This window comes from Peribacillus alkalitolerans (assembly GCF_010882125.1).
In the GTDB taxonomy this organism is placed as follows: domain Bacteria; phylum Bacillota; class Bacilli; order Bacillales; family DSM-1321; genus Bacillus_BN; species Bacillus_BN alkalitolerans.
Window position 1 is genome coordinate 216637 of the sequence record NZ_JAAGVZ010000006.1, and the last position, 18611, is coordinate 235247.

The window sequence follows — 18611 nt, forward strand, 5'->3', positions numbered from 1 at the left end:
TTAAAAATTTCAATCCTATTGGCAAAGGACTTGTCGGAAATTAGCAATCCCTTTATTCTATTAACAGAAGGGTGGGAAATCCGAAATGAACGCAAGAATTAAAGATAAATTGGCAATACTTCCCGATCAACCAGGATGTTATTTGATGAAGGATCGTCAAGGAACCATCATCTACGTAGGAAAAGCGAAAATATTAAAGAATCGTGTTCGATCTTATTTCACCGGATCCCATGACGGAAAAACTTTGCGCCTCGTAAATGAAATCGAGGATTTTGAATATATTGTGACTTCTTCTGATATGGAGGCCCTAATCCTTGAGCTAAATTTAATCAAAAAACATGAGCCTAAATATAATGTCATGCTGAAGGATGATAAAACCTATCCTTTCATACACTTGACCAATGAACGCCATCCAAGATTGATTACGACCAGGAAGGTCAAAAAAGGCAAAGGGAAGTACTTTGGCCCTTATCCAAATGTCTTCGCGGCTAATGAAACGAAAAAGCTACTCGACAGGATTTATCCTCTTCGAAAATGTAATACGCTTCCTGATCGTGTATGTTTGTATTATCATCTAGATCAGTGTTTGGCGCCTTGTATTAAGGAAGTAAGTGAGCTGCAATATAAGCAGATAGTTGAAAACATCACTAAATTCCTTGGTGGAGGGTATAAGGAAATCAAGCAAGAGCTTACGGTTAAGATGCATGCAGCGGCGGAGGAGCTTGATTTTGAGAGAGCAAAGGAATATAGGGACCGCATAGCTCATATCGAAGTGACGATGGAAAAGCAAAAAATGATGATGACCGATTTCACGGATCGCGATGTATTTGGCTATGCTGTCGATAAAGGCTGGATGTGTGTTCAAGTATTTTTTATCAGACAAGGAAAATTGATTGAAAGGGATGTCTCGATGTTCCCAATCTATGATGAAGCGGAATACGAATTCCTTACCTTCCTTGGCCAGTTTTATGAAATGTCTAACCATTTCAAACCTAAGGAAATCCTACTACCAGAGACTGTGGATGCGGAAATGGCTGAAGCATTATTGCAAGTCAAAACTCTTTATCCAAAGCGTGGTCAAAAGAAAGATCTTTTGAAGCTTGCGAATAAAAATGCAAAAATTGCGCTCCAAGAGAAATTCTCCCTGATTGAACGGGATGAGGAACGTACGATCAAGGCAGTAGAGAATCTCGGAGAAAAACTTGGTATCTATACACCCCATCGTATTGAGGCATTTGACAATTCGAATATCCAAGGAACCGACCCTGTTTCAGCAATGGTCGTCTTTATCGATGGAAAAGCGGAGAAAAAAGAATATAGGAAGTATAAAATCAAGTCCGTCAAAGGTCCAGATGATTATGAATCTATGCGAGAAGTGGTTAGAAGAAGATACTCAAGGGTATTAAAGGAAGGGCTTCCTCTTCCGGATTTAATTATCATCGATGGTGGTAAAGGCCATATTGAAGCAGTCCGTGATGTACTTGAAAACGAACTAGGACTTGATATTCCTTTATCTGGACTTGTGAAAGATGAAAAACATCGAACATCTGAATTATTGATCGGAAATCCTCTAGAAGTGGTATCATTGGACAAACGGAGCCAAGAATTTTATTTACTTCAACGAATCCAAGATGAAGTGCATAGATTCGCCATTACATTCCATAGGCAGCTTCGAGGGAAAAATGCTATTTCCTCTAAGCTGGATGAAATCCCTGGGGTGGGAGAAAAGAGAAGAAAATTACTCTTAAAACATTTCGGGTCTATTAAGAAAATGAAAGAAGCAAATATAGAGGAATTTATAAAAATCGGAATTCCAAAGCCTCTTGCAGAGGAAATCCAGCGAACTCTTTTAGAAACATAAATATATGGATCTTTTCTAAAAGATTGTTTTATTATTGGTTTTGTTAAAGCGAACGGTTAATAATCAGGTTGATTGGAGCGGAAAGCGAGCATCCTGGAGCGGAAATCAACCACTCTATTCTTACTAGCAAACAAAGTTTACAAAACAGCCAAATATAAAAACATTGCGGTGTAAATGACACCGTGATATAATTTCTCGTAATTGAATAATAAAATTACTTTACAAGTTAAAGTGATGATAGAGGTGCGAGTTTCAATAGTAATGCCTGGAGAAGGATGAGCTTCAACGAAGGGTTATGAAAGGGGAAATCGCCGAAGTAAAGCAAACTCATAATTTGCTTGTGCTGGTTCAGTATTGAATAGGTACTGGATTGTCAAGAATGTTATTCTTGGAGAGCTATCTCACTGTGTACTGCGTATTTTTTGCGTATTCACAGCAATGAGATCTCTCATTGCTGTTTTTTGCGTTATTTTGAACAAAAAAGAAAAAGGTGGAGAAAGCTGTGGGACTAATCGTTCAAAAGTTTGGTGGAACATCAGTAGGGGATGTAGATCGAATCCGTAATGTGGCAAAAAGGGTACAAGCAGAAAAAAATGCTGGAAATGATGTTGTAGTAGTCGTATCCGCTATGGGAAAAACAACTGATGTGTTAGTAGATATGGCAAGGGAGATTTCTGCCTTCCCTAATAAAAGGGAAATGGATATGCTCCTGACTACAGGTGAACAAGTGACTATTTCATTATTGGCAATGGCTCTTCAGGATATTGGTATTGACGCGATTTCCTATACTGGATGGCAAGCGGGTATGAAAACAGAGAGTGTGTTTGGAAATGCAAGAATCATAGATATTGACAAGGCGAGGGTTCAAGAACAATTGTCACTAGGAAAAGTTGTGGTAGTAGCTGGTTTCCAAGGTATAAACGATGAAGGTGAGATTACGACCCTTGGACGTGGAGGCTCTGACACAACAGCCGTTGCATTGGCTGCTATCCTTAAGGCTGATCGCTGTGACATTTATACAGATGTGACGGGTGTTTTTACGACAGACCCAAGATGTGTATCATCAGCTAGGAAGCTGTTGAGCATCTCATATGACGAGATGTTAGAATTAGCCAATCTAGGTGCGGGTGTCTTGCATCCTAGAGCCGTCGAATTTGCAAAAAATTATTCTGTGCCATTAGAGGTACGTTCAAGCATGGTCATGGAGCAAGGAACGAGAATTGAGGAGGAAGCTACAATGGAACAAAATTTAGTTGTCAGAGGCATTGCATTTGAAGATGGGATTACTAGAATTACACTGATTGGATTGCCACATGTTGTCGGGACACTTTCTAGCATTTTCACATTGCTTGCAAAGAATCATATCAATGTGGACATCATCATTCAAAGTGCAACGTCAACTGGGCAAATGAACTTGAGCTTCTCCATTAAGTCAAACGATTTGAAGGATACACTTGATGTATTGACAACGAATAAGGAGCAATTAATGTACGAGTCCATCGAAACAGAGAGCGGACTAGCAAAAGTATCAATTGTTGGATCCGGTATGGTTTCCAATCCAGGGGTAGCAGCAGAGATGTTTGATGTACTTGCGGGTAACGGAATTGGAATTAAAATGGTTAGCACATCAGAAATAAAAGTGTCTACAGTCGTTGAATTCGAAAAGATGGTAAAAGCTGTAGAATGTTTACATGAAGCCTTCCAATTAAGTGAAACTTCAGAGATAAAAGCATAATCTTCAATCTTGGCATGCAAAATTTAGGCTTACTTTCGAAAAGATAGGATTTATTTTCGATATTTGAAATTTACAATCGAATCCGGCAAAATACTTTCGAAAATCAAAAATTACATTCGATAAACCAAAAATACTTTCGAAATAGCCAAAATACCGATTTTTCGACAACAAGCCATCATGATCTGGTGTGAATTTTTAAAAAATAAAGGCTGAATCCAAAGCGGATTCAGCTTATCATTTTTAATAATGGTTTGTTAGTCAATCATGTCTTTAGAATCCCATTGTACCGTGAAATGTACTTTATTGAGTTTCTTTTTCTTTTCTTCCAATGTTTCTGTCATACGTTTTTTTTGCATTTCAATTTGTTGAGCTAAGAATCCAGCCTCTAATTGAAAATGGCAGTCATCATTTAATTCGAATCTACGTGCTAGAATATCACCAGAGAGCTCTAGTTCCAATCCATGCTTTGTTTCTTTCTTAAGGGTGAGAGTTCCCCAGCCAGCATGGGTAAAGAAATTCAATATTTCGTTAAAGTCTTCTACAGGGAATTTTCTTGCCAATTGCTTACCCGCCCAATATAGGATTTGGGGGCCTTCTTTGCCGAGGATTTCCTGCAAAACGAATTCGCGTAATATTTCTTGTCCAAAGACGGGCACGTAAGGTTCGTTGGATGTTGTCGTGGTTTCAATTTTTTCTTCAAGCAGTTCTTTTTCCATGAACTTCCCCTCTTTTCTATTCCATATTATAAAGGAAGCATACTTTGGTTTCTACAACAATTGGAAAGAAAAAAGTATCAACTTTTAACCAAATATTTTATTTTTCTGGGATTATTTATGTATCCGTTTTCTTGACGCTTCATTTTTAGAGGAGTAAAATGTTTATGTCATATTATTGTTAGAAAATGTAGAAATATGAAGAATTAAATTTTAAAAGTTTTGTATTTTTTTTATGTATTAATGGTTTGTTTACATTATACTGGTATCGGCTATAACTATTTTCAATATAGTATTAGCAACATTTTTCTGCTATGTGAGCGATTAACGGGGGTTATGAGGTCACTGCATAAAACATTTTAACTAATTAAGGGGGGTACAAAATGGCTGGAAATCGTGAGTTTGCAAACCGCAGACTACATTCTTTACTGGGAGTTATTCCAGTTGGGGTATTCTTGATACAGCATTTGGTTGTCAATCATTTTGCAACAAGAGGTGCAGAGGCTTTTAACAAAGCAGCTCATTTCATGGAAATGTTGCCTTTTCGGGAATTATTGGAGCTTGTCATTATCTTCATACCGTTGCTTTACCATGCAATTTATGGAATTTACATCGCTTTTACAGCTAAAAACAATGTTGGAAGATTCGGCTTCTTCAGAAACTGGATGTTCATGTTACAACGTGTTACAGGAATCATTACTTTGATATTCCTTGCATGGCATGTTTGGGAAACAAGAATTCAAGCAGCATTCGGTGCGGAAGTTAACTTCCAAATGATGGAAGAGATTTTAGGTAATCCATTTATGCTATGGTTCTATATCATTGGTGTTCTATCTGCGATCTTCCACTTCGCTAATGGATTATGGTCATTCGCAGTAAGCTGGGGATTAACTATTACTCCACGTGCACAATTAATTTCTACTTATGTGACAATTGGAATCTTTGTCGCATTATCCATTGTCGGATTAAGAGCAATTTTTGCTTTCGTATAAGAATTATTGATTCAAAGCAGGCAGAAAATTTTCTGCACACGTGTTAGGAAAAGGGAGTGAATTAAGTTGAGTAAAGGTAAAATCATCGTAGTCGGTGGCGGACTTGCAGGTCTTATGGCTACCATTAAGGCTGCGGAAGCTGGACAACCAGTAGATCTATTCTCTCTTGTACCTGTTAAGCGTTCTCACTCTGTATGTGCACAAGGTGGGATTAACGGTGCGGTAAATACGAAAGGTGAAGGAGATTCACCTTGGGAACACTTTGACGATTCAGTATATGGTGGAGATTTCCTAGCGGATCAACCTCCAGTTAAAGCAATGTGTGATGCTGCACCGGCTATTATCCATATGCTAGACCGTATGGGAGTAATGTTTAACCGTACACCTGAAGGATTACTTGACTTCCGTCGCTTTGGCGGAACACAGCATCACCGTACAGCATTTGCGGGTGCTACTACAGGTCAACAATTATTGTATGCATTAGATGAGCAAGTTCGTCGATATGAAGTAAGCGGCCTTGTTACAAAATACGAGGGCTGGGAATTCTTAGGTGCGGTTCTAGATGATGCTGGTGTTTGTCGTGGTATTACAGCACAAAACTTAGCGTCGATGGAAATTAAGGCTTTCCCTGGTGACGCTGTAATCATGGCGACTGGAGGCCCTGGAATTATCTTTGGTAAGTCTACGAACTCCGTAATCAACACTGGTTCAGCTGCATCGATTGTATTCCAGCAGGGTGCTTATTATGCAAATGGAGAATTCATTCAAATCCATCCTACTGCCATCCCAGGTGACGATAAACTACGTCTAATGAGTGAATCTGCTCGTGGTGAAGGCGGACGTGTATGGACATATAAAGATGGCAAGCCTTGGTATTTCTTGGAAGAAAAATATCCTGCATACGGAAACCTTGTTCCACGTGATATCGCAACTCGTGAAATTTTCGATGTGTGCGTTAATCAAAAGCTTGGTATCAATGGTGAAAACATGGTATACCTTGATCTTTCTCATAAAGATCCTAAAGAGCTTGATATTAAACTTGGTGGAATTATTGAAATCTATGAGAAGTTCATGGGTGATGACCCACGTAAAGTTCCTATGAAAATTTTCCCTGCTGTTCACTATTCTATGGGTGGACTATGGGTTGACTATGATCAAATGACGAACATCCCAGGATTATTCGCTGCGGGTGAATGTGATTATTCACAGCATGGAGCGAACCGTTTAGGTGCTAACTCTTTACTTTCTGCGATTTATGGAGGAATGGTTGCTGGACCAAACGCATCGAAATATATCAGTGGATTAGAAAAGTCTGTTGACTCCATTTCTTCTGAAGTTTTTGATAAGCACGTGAAGCAGGAACAAGAGAAATGGGATCACATCATGTCCTTAAATGGTACAGAAAATGCATACATCATCCATAAAGAGCTTGGAGAATGGATGACAGATAACGTAACTGTGGTTCGTCATAACGACAAGCTACAACAGACAGATGAGAAAATTCAAGAGCTTATTGAGCGTTGGGAAAACATCAATATTAATGACACAGCGAAATGGAGTAACCAAGGTGCTTCATTTACACGTCAATTAATGAACATGCTTCAATTGGCTCGTGTTATTACAATCGGTGCATTAAACCGTAATGAAAGCCGTGGAGCTCACTACAAGCCTGAATTCCCTGATCGTAATGATGAAGAGTTCATGAAAACGACAATGGCGAAATTCACTGGATTCAAAACCGCTCCTGAATTCCATTATAAGGATATTGATGTATCCCTTATTGCACCACGTAAGCGTGACTATTCGAAAAAGAAAAAGGGGGAGAACTAAATCATGGCTGAGCAAAAAACAGTTCGTTTTATCATTTCTCGTCAAGATACACCAGAATCTGCCCCTTATACTGAAGAATTTGAAATTCCATACCGCCCGAACATGAACGTTATTTCGGCGCTAATGGAGCTTCGCCGTAATCCTGTAAACGTTAAAGGGGAAACTACAACGCCTATTACTTGGGATATGAACTGTCTTGAAGAGGTATGTGGAGCTTGTTCAATGGTGATTAACGGAAAGCCACGTCAATCTTGTACGGCTTTAGTTGATCAACTTGAGCAACCAATCCGCCTTGAGCCAATGCGCACGTTCCCCGTAGTACGTGACTTACAAGTGGATCGTAGTAGAATGTTCGATTCATTGAAAAAAGTCAAGGCATGGATTCCAATTGATGGAACGTACGATCTTGGACCTGGACCACGTATGCCAGAAAGAAAACGTCAATGGGCTTATGAGCTTTCAAAATGTATGACTTGTGGTGTTTGTTTGGAAGCTTGTCCGAACGTAAACAGTGGATCAAACTTCATTGGTCCAGCACCACTTTCACAAGTTCGTCTTTTCAACGCTCATCCAACTGGTGAAATGAATAAACCAGAAAGATTAAACGCTATCATGGGTGATGGTGGACTTGCTAACTGTGGTAACTCACAAAACTGCGTACAATCATGTCCAAAAGGAATTCCTTTGACTACATCGATTGCTGCGCTAAACCGCGATACTACAATCCAATCATTCAGAAACTTCTTCGGAAGCGACGAAGCGTAACGAAAAGCGGAAGCGTTCTTTGGCTCATGCCGACAAAAACGCCACGGCCGAATGTTTTGTCGGCACTAGCACGTCCTGTGCATCGAAGCTAGACACCGCCTTAACTACAACAAGTAAAACTCTTTATAAACAAAAAGGAGCCACCATTTCGGTGGCTCCTTTTTGTTTCTTATAGTTTAAACTTCGTGATAAAATCATAAAATTGCATCCCCTCTGTATGCTGATATTTTGTCACGAAGTAACTTCTCGCAATTGGTAATGGGAAATCAGGCATGTGGACTTCCATTAACCTTCCTTCCATTAATTCTCTTCGAACAGTTGATTCAGGCAGGAATGAAACCCCAAGTCCCTCTTCAATGAATCTTTTAGTAACATGTACTTGGGAAACAATCATGGTTTGAATACTTGGATACTGATTTCCTAAATTTCTCAGTAATTCATCCCAATATTCTGGATGATTGTGGGTCAGAATTCTATTTGAGGCTAAAAGGGATTCAACATCAATAGGTGGGCTGGTTTCTGGATCCAAACCATCATTCGCAGAGATTAAAAGTACAGGATCATCATAAAGAGCAGTGCAAGTGACACTTTGATGATAAACTTCTAGTCTTGATAAACCACAGTCTACCTCCCCTGATAAAACGGCTGAGAGGATTCCTTTAGATTCTATGACTTGAATATCAATCATGATTTCGGGGTTATCCTTCATATATTTTTGAAGGATATAGGGCATGATGGAGGCTGCTATCAATGGGGAAATGGCTAATATAAGCTTTCTTTGCACGCCTTGTTTAAAAAGCTTCAAATCATCTATGCTTTCCTCAAATTGTTTCAATAAAACTTTAGCTTTTGGTAAGAACCGTCTACCTTCTTCAGTTAACAATACGTTTCTACCGTTTCGTTCAAAGAGAGATACATCCAAATATTCTTCTAAGAGTTTTATATGTACAGTAACTGATGGCTGAGATATAAAAAGTTCTTCAGATGCTTGCCTGAAATTTTCGTGTTTTGCGGCACTGACAAAAGTCATTAGCCATTTTGTATCCATACCATCCACCTCTGATTAATAATTTTAATTAAAAGTTCGATAATTATTTAATTTTTATTAATGATTGTATCACGTACACTAGTAGTATAAAAGGGGGATGGTAAATATGTTCCAAAAAGGATTAAAAGGAATCATTGCCGCAGAAACTTCTTTAAGCTTTATCGATGGAGAAAAAGGCGTGTTGTTATATAGAGGAATTGAGGCTAAAGAGTTAGCCTTAAATTATAGTTTTGAGGCGATTGCTTACTATTTATGGCGTGGCAGATTACCTTCAAAGCAAGAGGAAGATGTTTTACGTAAGCAAATTCAGAGAGAACGATTTTTACCTGAATATGCGATTCGTTTAATTGAGAGTCTACCTCCAACAATGGGAATCATGGAAGCGACTAGGACCGTACTATCATCATTAGGAACACAGGATTATGACTGGAAGCCGTCAATGGAGCAAGCCATTAAAATGGTGTCCATTGTACCTACCGTCATTGCCTACCGCTATCGTCAGAGTATTGGACAACCATTTATTCATCCTAATGAATCTTTGGGACATGTAGAAAATTTCTTATTTATGCTTTATGGTGAAAATCCTTCACCAGCTAATTTGAAGGCGCTAGAATCCTATATGATTCTTACGATGGAGCATGGTATGAATGCCTCAACATTTACAGCTAGAGTGATTGCTTCAACGGAATCAGACATGGTTTCTGCTGTCGTGGGGGCACTAGGGGCCATGAAAGGACCGTTACATGGAGGGGCACCTACAGGAATCATTAAGATGCTAGATGAAATTAAAGTGAAGAACTTTGCGGAAGATTGGATTCGTGAAAGGCTGGAAAATAAAGAAAAGATTATGGGCTTCGGACATAGGATTTATCGGGCACGTGATCCAAGGGCGATTGCTTTGCAAAAAGTGGTAACTTCAGTTCAAAGTGATAACCATTGGTTGGACTTAGCTAGTCATGTGGAAAAAACAGCAATCACATTATTAGAGGAATATAAGCCAGGAAGAAGGCTCTATACAAACGTTGAATTTTACGCAGCCGCTGTAATGAAATCGATTCAAATGCACCCCGACTTATTCACTCCGACGTTCTCGGCAAGCCGAATGGTTGGTTGGACAGCCCATGTATTGGAGCAGGCAGAGGATAATACAATCTTCCGTCCTGAAGCACGATACAAGGGTCCCCTATTAACTAAAAGGAATCATTGATTTAGATGGATGGAAAGTGTGAAAAATAACACTTGTACCAGCCATCTTTTTTTTGAAAAACGGCAAGAGTATATACCTAACAAATCAAAGTGAATTAGTGCAATAGTCTTGTTTTTTAGGTGTTTACAGAAAAATACCCAAAAATTTACAGGTAGTTTACGAAGTATTGTTATAGTTATTCAGAAAATTGTAATTTTTTGTTGCAATTTGTATTTCCCGGGAAACCTAAAACAATAGGGAGGAATCTATCAATGAACTTTTTTAAGAGGAGACTAATGGCTCTATCTGCTTCAATCGTACTTTTGCTGACAACTATCTTGCCGCATACAATCCATACTGCTGTTGCGGCAGAGGTGATTGGAGTAAAGGAAGCAATAGCATTAAGAAGTGGTAATGTTTCGGTAGAAGGATTTATCGTTGGACATGCATTAACAACTGGATCATATGATTTTACTTCGCCGTTTTCAAACGACTTTAACTTTATCTTTGCTGATGATCCCGCAGAAACAGATATTACAAAAATGATGCCTGTACAGCTACCAGCCTCTTTAAGGCCAAGCTTCGGATTACAAACAAATCCAACTATTATTGGAAAAAAAGTTCAAGTAACAGCATCTATATTGGATTACTTTTCCGTTCCCGGTCTAAAAAATACTACAGCCATCCATTTTTCCGATGAAGCAGGGACTCCTACTGAACCACCTGTAACAGAAGGTCCAAAAATCTTTGAACTTCAAGGAGAAAGCCATATTTCACCTTACAGTGGTAAGACGGTTGCTGGAGTTAAAGGAATAGTGACCCACGTTACAGATAGCAATAATTTCTTCATCCAAGATCAACTAGGGGATCAGAATAACCGTACATCTGATGCAATTATGGTATACAAAAAAGCCCATGGAGTACAAAAAGGCGATATTGTATTCGTTAATGGTACGGTAAAAGAGTGGGTATTGGAAGGATACCAGGAAAAACTGGAAACGGATTTGTCGATGACGGAAATAAATGCAACCTCCGTTTCGGTTCACTTAAAGAATCAACCATTTCCTCAACCCATTATCTTAGGAAAGGATCGCACCATTCCAAGTCAAATCATTGACAACGATTCTTTATCTAGTTTTGATGTTGAAGAAGATGCAATCGATTTTTATGAGAGTATTGAGGGGATGATGGTTGGATTGGAGAGCCCTTCTGTTGTGGGGCCACAAAAGTATGGAGAGGTACCGGTAATTGCCTCAAGATATGCTGATAAGGTCTATACACCTCTAGGTGCTCCATTACTGGCTGAGAATAATACAAATCCGGAAAGAATTCACCTATTAATCAATAAAGACTTTGTGGCAAAGACAGGAGATCGTTTTGACGGAATCGTCCAAGGTGTTTTGAGCTATTCATACAGTAATTACAAACTTTTGGTTGATGCAACAAAAATGCCGTCCCTAATTAAACAAGAAATACAAAAAGATGCAATTGGATTTGTGAAAAATGATAACGAGTTAACCATTGCTTCCTATAATGTTGAAAACTTTTCATCCAAAACATCTGAGGATAAGGTTGAAAAAATTGCGAACTCCTTTATTCAAGAATTAAAAACTCCTGATGTTATTGGTTTAATTGAAATGCAAGACAACAACGGGGAAACGGACGATGGAACGACAGATGCGACAAAAAGTTTTGAGAAGCTAGTAAATAAAATTGAGGAATTAGGTGGTCCACTATATGCCTATACAGACATTGCCCCAGAAGATAATCATGATGGAGGGGCACCTGGTGGAAATATTCGTGTCGGGTACCTGTATAACCCTGAGCGAGTAAGCTTAAAAGAAGCAACTAAGGGGACGGCAGATCAGGCAGTTGGATATGAAAATGGAGGTCTGACAGTTAATCCGGGACGAATCGATCCTCAAAATCCTTTATTTGAAGACACCCGAAAATCGTTAGCTGCACAGTTCGAATTCCAAGGTGAGGACGTCATCGTCATTACGAATCATTTGAACTCTAAAGGTGGAGACTTACCGCTTTTTGGGAAAATTCAGCCGCCAAACCTAACAAGTGAAGCGAAAAGAATCAAGCTTGCCAAAGTTATCAATGCTTTTGTTGATTCAATCATTTCCCAAGACCCTAAAGCGAATGTAGTAGTATTGGGCGATCAAAATGATTTTGAATTTTCTCCTGCCTTAAAAAGGTTGGAAGGCGATATACTGCAAAATCTACTATACAAACTTCCAATAGAGGAGCGCTATACGTATAACTATCAAGGTAATGCCCAAACATTAGATCATATGTTAGTTTCAAAGAATTTGTATGATAAAACCGAATTTGATATTTTAAATATCAATTCACCGTTTATGAATATACACGGCCGCGCAAGCGATCATGATCCACTGCTTGCACAGTTGGATCTAACGGATGTTCCTGAAGTTAAAGACTGTCCAGATCAAGCTTCTAATAATGGAAAGCATAAAGGACATGACAAGAAGCTAAAAGAGCCTAATGGAAAGGCTTGTGGTCATCCGAAAGCTTCCTAGGTAAAAGTTGATTTAAGAACATGGCTTTGATTAGGCCATGTTCTTTTTTCTTGGCTCTTTTCGCATGTTGTTTTAAGACAATAAAGTTTGTCCGTTGATTGCATCGAGAGGCACTTGCTTTCCGCGGGGAGGGATGGGAGCCTCCTCGGCGATACCACCTGTGGGGTCTCCCACTTCCCTCATTTTCCCGCTGGAGCCAAGTGTCCTCCGCTACAATCAACTCAGATCGTTAAAGTTAAATTAAACTATAAAAGCAACAAACTTTACGAAAACAACCGTTTTCTTTCACTTAAATTTATTTAAATAATATTGCTTTCCATAATGTTCTAAATATTATAAAATTTAATGAATAACCATTCATTAAATAGGAGGAAACAAGATGAGTCGAATATCATATATTGAAAATCTAAGGGAGTGGGAAGCTGCGTTTTCCTTTTCATACCCAATAAAAGTACGGTTTTCCGAAACGGATATGTTTGGGCACTTAAATAATACGGTCCCATTCACTTATTTTGAAATGGCGAGAATTGAATTCTTGAAAACCCTTGGTTTCATGCAAGATTGGGTAAAGCCAACGAATGAAACAATTCCTGTGGTAGCAGACCTTCAGTGTGACTTTCTTCAACAGGTATTTTTTGATGAAAATTTACAAATCTATGTCAAGGCTAGCCAGGTCGGTAATTCTTCTGTTGATATCCATTACATGGGAAAAAGAGAGAATGGGCAGATTTGCTTTACTGGAAGGGGAACGATGGTACAAATCTCAAGATTAACAGGAAAGTCTGTAGCTTGGACGGAAGAAATGAAAGAGGTGCTTCTTAAAAGAGGGCCAAATCAGCTTTGTAAATAAATAAGTCATCTATCACGTAAAATAGTCACTTCCTTCTCCTCTTTCACATACTATATGATGACTAAATTTATACCCATTCCTAGGTTACAGCTGGTGAAGGCAAGGAGGGTTACAATACTTGAAGGAGAACGAATTCACTCATAAGCCATTACTCACCAAAAGAGAAAAAGAAGTTTTCGAGCTGTTGGTGCAGGATAAGACTACAAAAGAAATTGCAGGCGAATTATTCATTAGCGAAAAGACAGTCCGAAACCACATCTCGAACGCTATGCAAAAGCTTGGAGTTAAAGGACGTTCACAAGCAGTAGTAGAGCTCCTTCGGATGGGAGAGCTTCACTTGTAAGTGGAAGGTAAAGGAATAGGCTTTTGTCTTTTTCTTGGAATCAGCGATACATGCTTAAAGAGCAGTTAGACGTAACAGCAGTAAAAGGAAATGTTTTCCTTCCGCTGTGAGTCTAGCTGCTTATTTTCGTTTTGAGGTCGATGATTCTAATCAAATAGCTATTGTAATAAAAGTAACATGTAATTCACCTTGAAATTTAAACAGATTTAAGTGAAAATAATACATATGTAAGTAGACAGGGAGTTGTATCAATGGAATTAGAAAAAGTGGGAACAGATCAATTAGTTGCTGATATCGAAAAAGAACTTCGTTATATATCCTCCATTATTAAACAAAAAGGTAGAGAAATCCTAAGCAATTATACGATTACTCCTCCGCAGTTCATCGCATTGCAATGGCTGTTGGAAGATGGCGACATGACAATTGGGGAACTTTCTAATAAAATGTTTCTTGCATGTAGTACCACTACAGATTTAGTAGATAGAATGGAAAAAAACCGATTATTGATGCGAGTTAAGGATGAGAATGATCGAAGAGTCGTTAGAATCCATTTACTTGAAGAGGGTAAACATATCATCGATGACGTAATCCAGAAAAGACAGCTTTATTTGAGAGATATTTTAAAAGACTTTAATGATCTTGAGGTCCATACTCTTCAAAGCTGCTTAAAGAAATTACATCAAGAAATGAAAGAAGAATGAGGCGAGACGTTTGAAGCAACCGATAGGAATCATTGATTCGGGAGTTGGCGGTTTAACCGTCGCTAAAGAAGTTATGAGGCAATTACCTCATGAAAGTATTATATATCTTGGTGACACTGCTCGTTGTCCATATGGACCGAGAACAGTGGAGGAAGTTAAGCAATTCACGTGGGAAATGACACGTTTCCTACTTGAAAAGCAAATAAAGATGTTGATTATTGCTTGTAATACAGCGACTGCTGCTGTTCTAGAAGAAATTAAAGCAGAATTGGATATTCCTGTTCTAGGCGTCATTCACCCTGGAGCACGAGCAGCCCTTAAACACTCGAAAAATCTTAATATTGGTGTCATAGGGACGATTGGTACTATAAAGAGTGAGGCTTATTTAAATGCCTTGCAATCTATAAATGAAGATGTGAATGTTACGAGTCTTGCTTGCCCAAAATTTGTTCCACTTGTTGAGAGTGAAGAGTTCAACAGTGCAATAGCTAAAAAAGTAGTGTCTGAAACGTTAATACCTCTAAAAGAAAAAAGACTAGATACAATAATATTAGGCTGTACACACTACCCCCTTTTGGGGCCGTTAATCAGTGATTTCATGGGTCGAGATGTTAAGGTCATTTCCTCGGGCGATGAAACAGCTCGAGAAACAAGTGTGATCCTACAGCATAATGGCATTCAAAATATCCGTAAAGTGAAACCAGAGCATGTGTTTTATACTACGGGTTCTAAAGATATCTTCAGTCGTATTGCTACATCGTGGTTGGAGCGACCTATCCTCAATGTACAAACAATTAAACTGGGAAACACGGAATGACCCTATTTCAGGGTTGTTTTTTTGTGTTTTTTTAAGTAATCCTTCTACAATTTTGTCTACATACTTTATTTTCATATGTGTTCTATTTTTTTCGAGGGCTCGTATAAATAGTAGTACAAACTGTAGTAGGAGGGATCGCAATGTCCAAAAAAAGAAATGTGACAATCGCGACAACAATTTTAGCATCTTCAGTACTGCTTGGTGGATGTGGTTTATTAGGTGGGGAAAAAAAGAAAGATATTGATCCGCCAAAAGAAGTGACATATGTGGAAGACGCCGACAAACTTGAAGGGAAAGACACTGAATCAAAAGGGAAAGTAGAAGCGGAACAAAAAACAGTCATGACCGAACTTTACCTGATTGATAAAAATGGTTTTGTTGTCCCTCAAAGCGTTGCCCTTCCAGGTAATGAAGGTGTGGCAAAACAAGCACTAGAATATTTGGTCGAAAACGGACCAGTTTCTAATATTCTACCAAATGGTTTTAGAGCGGTGTTACCTGCTGATACTGAAGTAGGTGTGAACATTAATAAAGATGGAGTGGCAGTAGTAGACTTTTCACCGGAGTTTGCCACGTATAAAGCAGAAGATGAGTTGAAGATCCTTCAATCCATCACATGGACATTAACACAATTCGATTCTGTCAAATCAGTTAAATTGCGCATTAATGGACATGAGATCAATGAGATGCCTGTTAATCAAACGCCAATTACGGACGCTGTATCTAGAGAAAACGGGATTAACCTAGATACTACGAGTGTTGTAGATATTACCAATACTAAGCCTGTAACGATTTATTACATTGGTGGTGAAGAGGGCAGCTATTATTATGTGCCAGTGACAAAACGCGTCGGCGATAATGCTTCTGATCCGGTTACAGCAGTGGTCAACGAATTGACAAAAGCTCCAAATTTCGCTTCTCATCTGTTAACAGAATTTATGCCAGATGTAAAATTAGTTGAAGCACCTAAAGTCGCAGATGGTAAGGTAACATTGAACTTTAACGAATCCATCTATGGTGGTTTTGAAGAGAAAACCATTTCTCAAAGCTTATTGACTGCATTAGTCCTTACTTTAACTGAGCAAGAAGGTATCGAAAGTGTCGAAGTATTGATTAATGGAAAAGCTGAATTGAAAAATGCTGAAGGAAAGCCTTTGACTGAACCAGTTGTTAGACCTGAAAAAGTCAATACAGGTAGTTTTTAAAAAAGAAACTTTGATATACTATATAGTATTAAGTAAAGAGGTTGGCGATTTTGCCGCCTCTTCTTTATTTAAAGGAGGAATTGATAGATGCGTTTTGATGGCCGCAGTCATGATGAATTAAGACCAATACATATAGAAACCAATTATGTTAAACATCCAGCTGGATCCGTGTTAATCAGTGTGGGTGATACAAAGGTGATCTGTACAGCTACAATTGAGGATCGAGTTCCACCCTTCATGAGAGGGGAAGGAAAGGGCTGGGTAACTGCTGAGTACTCCATGCTCCCTGGTGCAACAGCGCAGCGGAATATCCGTGAAGCAGCAAAGGGGAAAATTTCTGGCCGGACGATGGAGATTCAACGCCTGATAGGAAGGGCGCTACGTGCAGTTGTGGATTTAGAAGCTATGGGAGAGCGAACTCTTTGGGTTGATTGTGATGTCATTCAAGCAGATGGCGGGACTAGAACGGCATCCATTACCGGAGCATTTGTCGCAATGGCACTCGCATTTGAGAAAATACATAATGAAAAGAAATTGTCTACTTTCCCGATAAAAGATTTTTTAGCTGCAACAAGCGTGGGAATTCTCAATGAACAAGGGACTGTCCTCGATCTGAATTATGTTGAGGATTCCGCTGCATTAGTCGATATGAATGTCGTCATGACAGGCAAAGGTGAATTTGTTGAATTACAAGGCACTGGTGAAGAATCTACTTTTACATACGACCAACTTCAAGAAATGCTAGGTCATGCAAAAGGTGGATTAGATTCCATTTTTGCGATTCAGGCCGAAGCTTTAGGAGAAATTGCAGAAAAAATAGTTGCGAAATAAGGGGAATTTCAAGTGAAAACCATTTTGATAGCTACGAAGAATAGAGGAAAAGCAAAAGAGTTCGATGAGATTTTTAAGCCAATGGGATATCAAGTATTGACTCTCCTAGATATGCCTGAAGATTTAGATGTTGAAGAAACGGGAGAAACTTTCGAAGAAAATGCAAAGCTTAAAGCAGAAACTATTTCTCATTATTTTGGCATACCAGTATTAGCAGATGATTCTGGTTTAATCGTTGATGCCCTTGGTGGCCGGCCAGGAGTTTTTTCTGCACGATATGCAGGTGTTGAAAAAAATGATTTAGCAAATATGGAAAAAGTGCTTTTGGAAATGAAAGAAATTAGCGGAAACGATAGAACTGCTAGATTTCATTGTTCCTTGGCTTTAGCTTTACCAGATCAGAATACGATTACAACTTTTGGGACTGTTGAAGGATACATCGCAGAAGAACCAGTTGGAACAAATGGTTTTGGATACGATCCTATTTTTTACGTCCCTACCCATGACAAGACAATGGCACAATTGACTTCAGAGGAAAAGAACAATTTTAGTCATCGCCATAATGCTACACAGAAATTAAAAAGAATCATGATGAATCTCTTCAATAAGGAAGAAGGACATCTATGAAAATTTTAATTGTAAGTGATAGTCATGGACAAACAGAAATATTGGAAATACTCAAAAATCGTCATCAACATGAAGTTCAAGCAATGATTCATTGTGGAGATAGTGAATTGAATCATGAAGATCCAGCACTGGAAGGCTTCCAAACCGTAAAAGGGAATTGTGATTTTTTGGGTGCTTTTTCTGAAGAGCTGACATTTAGTCAGGGTGGATACAATTTTTATGTAGCTCATGGTCATAAACATAATGTGAAAATGACATTAATGAATCTATTGTATCGTGCAGAAGAAGTTTCAGCTAACATAATTTGTTTTGGTCATTCCCATCATGCGGGCAGTGAGATGATTGATGAAAAGCTGTTTATTAACCCTGGTAGCATCTATCTGCCTCGTGGAAGAAGAGAAAAAACGTATGTTATTCTTGAACTTGAAGAAACAGCAGCACACGTCCATTTTTACGATGAAGAAGGAAATCTTCAAAAACAACTAACCACTACTTACCATTTCTCATAATATGTTGTATAATAATCGAGGAGATGAAAAATTTCTCCTCGTAAATGTTTTT

The 18611-nt window shown here is 38.7% G+C and carries 17 protein-coding genes and 1 riboswitch; of the genes, 15 read left to right on the forward strand and 2 right to left on the reverse strand.

The window, feature by feature from the left end; genetic code table 11:
* Positions 1–85: 85 nt before the first annotated feature.
* Together uvrC and G3O09_RS09845 are read left to right on the forward strand one after the other, a co-directional pair.
* Positions 86–1861: an excinuclease ABC subunit UvrC gene (gene uvrC, locus G3O09_RS09840; RefSeq protein WP_163101302.1), complete on the forward strand. Its 1776-nt coding sequence runs from the start codon at positions 86–88 to the stop codon at positions 1859–1861.
* 230 nt (positions 1862–2091) lie between these two features.
* A riboswitch (Lysine riboswitch) is annotated at positions 2092–2268 on the forward strand.
* A gap of 95 nt (positions 2269–2363) precedes the next feature.
* The gene (locus G3O09_RS09845; protein WP_163101303.1) at positions 2364–3596 is read left to right on the forward strand and encodes an aspartate kinase; all 1233 of its coding nucleotides are present in this window, start codon (positions 2364–2366) and stop codon (positions 3594–3596) included.
* A 254-nt stretch (positions 3597–3850) separates the two neighbouring features.
* Here G3O09_RS09845 and G3O09_RS09850 read toward each other — a convergent pair whose 3' ends face one another.
* A complete protein-coding gene (locus G3O09_RS09850; RefSeq protein ID WP_163101304.1) occupies positions 3851–4312 on the reverse strand; it encodes a YslB family protein in 462 nt (153 codons plus the stop codon).
* Positions 4313–4692: 380 nt separating this feature from the next.
* Between G3O09_RS09850 and G3O09_RS09855 the strand changes: the two genes are divergently transcribed.
* The 3 genes from G3O09_RS09855 (at position 4693) to sdhB (ending at position 7896) form a co-directional block, all read left to right on the forward strand.
* Positions 4693–5301: a succinate dehydrogenase cytochrome b558 subunit gene (locus G3O09_RS09855; protein WP_163101305.1), complete on the forward strand. Its 609-nt coding sequence runs from the start codon at positions 4693–4695 to the stop codon at positions 5299–5301.
* Between the two features lie 66 nt (positions 5302–5367).
* Positions 5368–7131, forward strand: coding sequence for a succinate dehydrogenase flavoprotein subunit (gene sdhA, locus G3O09_RS09860; RefSeq protein WP_163101306.1), 1764 nt, complete (start codon positions 5368–5370; stop codon positions 7129–7131).
* 3 nt (positions 7132–7134) lie between these two features.
* Complete coding sequence (gene sdhB, locus G3O09_RS09865) at positions 7135–7896, forward strand: succinate dehydrogenase iron-sulfur subunit (protein WP_163101307.1); 762 nt, start codon at positions 7135–7137, stop codon at positions 7894–7896.
* A gap of 169 nt (positions 7897–8065) precedes the next feature.
* Here the strand turns inward: sdhB and G3O09_RS09870 are convergent, their stop codons facing one another.
* Positions 8066–8944: a LysR family transcriptional regulator gene (locus tag G3O09_RS09870; protein WP_163101308.1), complete on the reverse strand. Its 879-nt coding sequence runs from the start codon at positions 8942–8944 to the stop codon at positions 8066–8068.
* 106 nt (positions 8945–9050) lie between these two features.
* On the opposite strand from G3O09_RS09870, the gene G3O09_RS09875 reads away from it, so the two are divergent.
* The 10 genes from G3O09_RS09875 to G3O09_RS09920 all read left to right on the forward strand — a co-directional run bounded on the left by G3O09_RS09875 (position 9051) and on the right by G3O09_RS09920 (position 18559).
* On the forward strand, positions 9051–10151 hold the full coding sequence (locus tag G3O09_RS09875; protein WP_163101309.1) for a citrate synthase/methylcitrate synthase: 1101 nt from the start codon (positions 9051–9053) through the stop codon (positions 10149–10151).
* Between the two features lie 251 nt (positions 10152–10402).
* The gene (locus tag G3O09_RS09880) at positions 10403–12676 is read left to right on the forward strand and encodes a DUF6359 domain-containing protein (protein WP_163101310.1); all 2274 of its coding nucleotides are present in this window, start codon (positions 10403–10405) and stop codon (positions 12674–12676) included.
* A 379-nt stretch (positions 12677–13055) separates the two neighbouring features.
* A complete protein-coding gene (locus G3O09_RS09885; protein WP_163101311.1) occupies positions 13056–13526 on the forward strand; it encodes an acyl-CoA thioesterase in 471 nt (156 codons plus the stop codon).
* A 118-nt stretch (positions 13527–13644) separates the two neighbouring features.
* Positions 13645–13869 (forward strand): helix-turn-helix domain-containing protein, encoded by a 225-nt coding sequence (locus G3O09_RS09890; RefSeq protein WP_042345475.1) that lies wholly within the window; start codon positions 13645–13647, stop codon positions 13867–13869.
* Between the two features lie 251 nt (positions 13870–14120).
* Entirely contained in the window at positions 14121–14570 is a 450-nt protein-coding gene (locus G3O09_RS09895) for a MarR family winged helix-turn-helix transcriptional regulator (protein WP_163101312.1), read from the forward strand.
* Between the two features lie 10 nt (positions 14571–14580).
* Positions 14581–15387: a glutamate racemase gene (gene racE, locus G3O09_RS09900; RefSeq protein ID WP_163101313.1), complete on the forward strand. Its 807-nt coding sequence runs from the start codon at positions 14581–14583 to the stop codon at positions 15385–15387.
* Between the two features lie 140 nt (positions 15388–15527).
* Positions 15528–16592, forward strand: a complete 1065-nt coding sequence (locus G3O09_RS09905) for a GerMN domain-containing protein (RefSeq protein ID WP_163101314.1) — start codon at positions 15528–15530, stop codon at positions 16590–16592.
* A gap of 87 nt (positions 16593–16679) precedes the next feature.
* Positions 16680–17423, forward strand: a complete 744-nt coding sequence (gene rph / locus G3O09_RS09910) for a ribonuclease PH (protein ID WP_163101315.1) — start codon at positions 16680–16682, stop codon at positions 17421–17423.
* Positions 17424–17435: 12 nt separating this feature from the next.
* A complete protein-coding gene (locus G3O09_RS09915) occupies positions 17436–18050 on the forward strand; it encodes an XTP/dITP diphosphatase (RefSeq protein WP_163101316.1) in 615 nt (204 codons plus the stop codon).
* The gene (locus G3O09_RS09920) at positions 18047–18559 is read left to right on the forward strand and encodes a metallophosphoesterase family protein (RefSeq protein ID WP_163101317.1); all 513 of its coding nucleotides are present in this window, start codon (positions 18047–18049) and stop codon (positions 18557–18559) included. The genes G3O09_RS09915 and G3O09_RS09920 overlap by 4 nt, the downstream gene beginning before the upstream one ends.
* Positions 18560–18611: the final 52 nt, after the last annotated feature.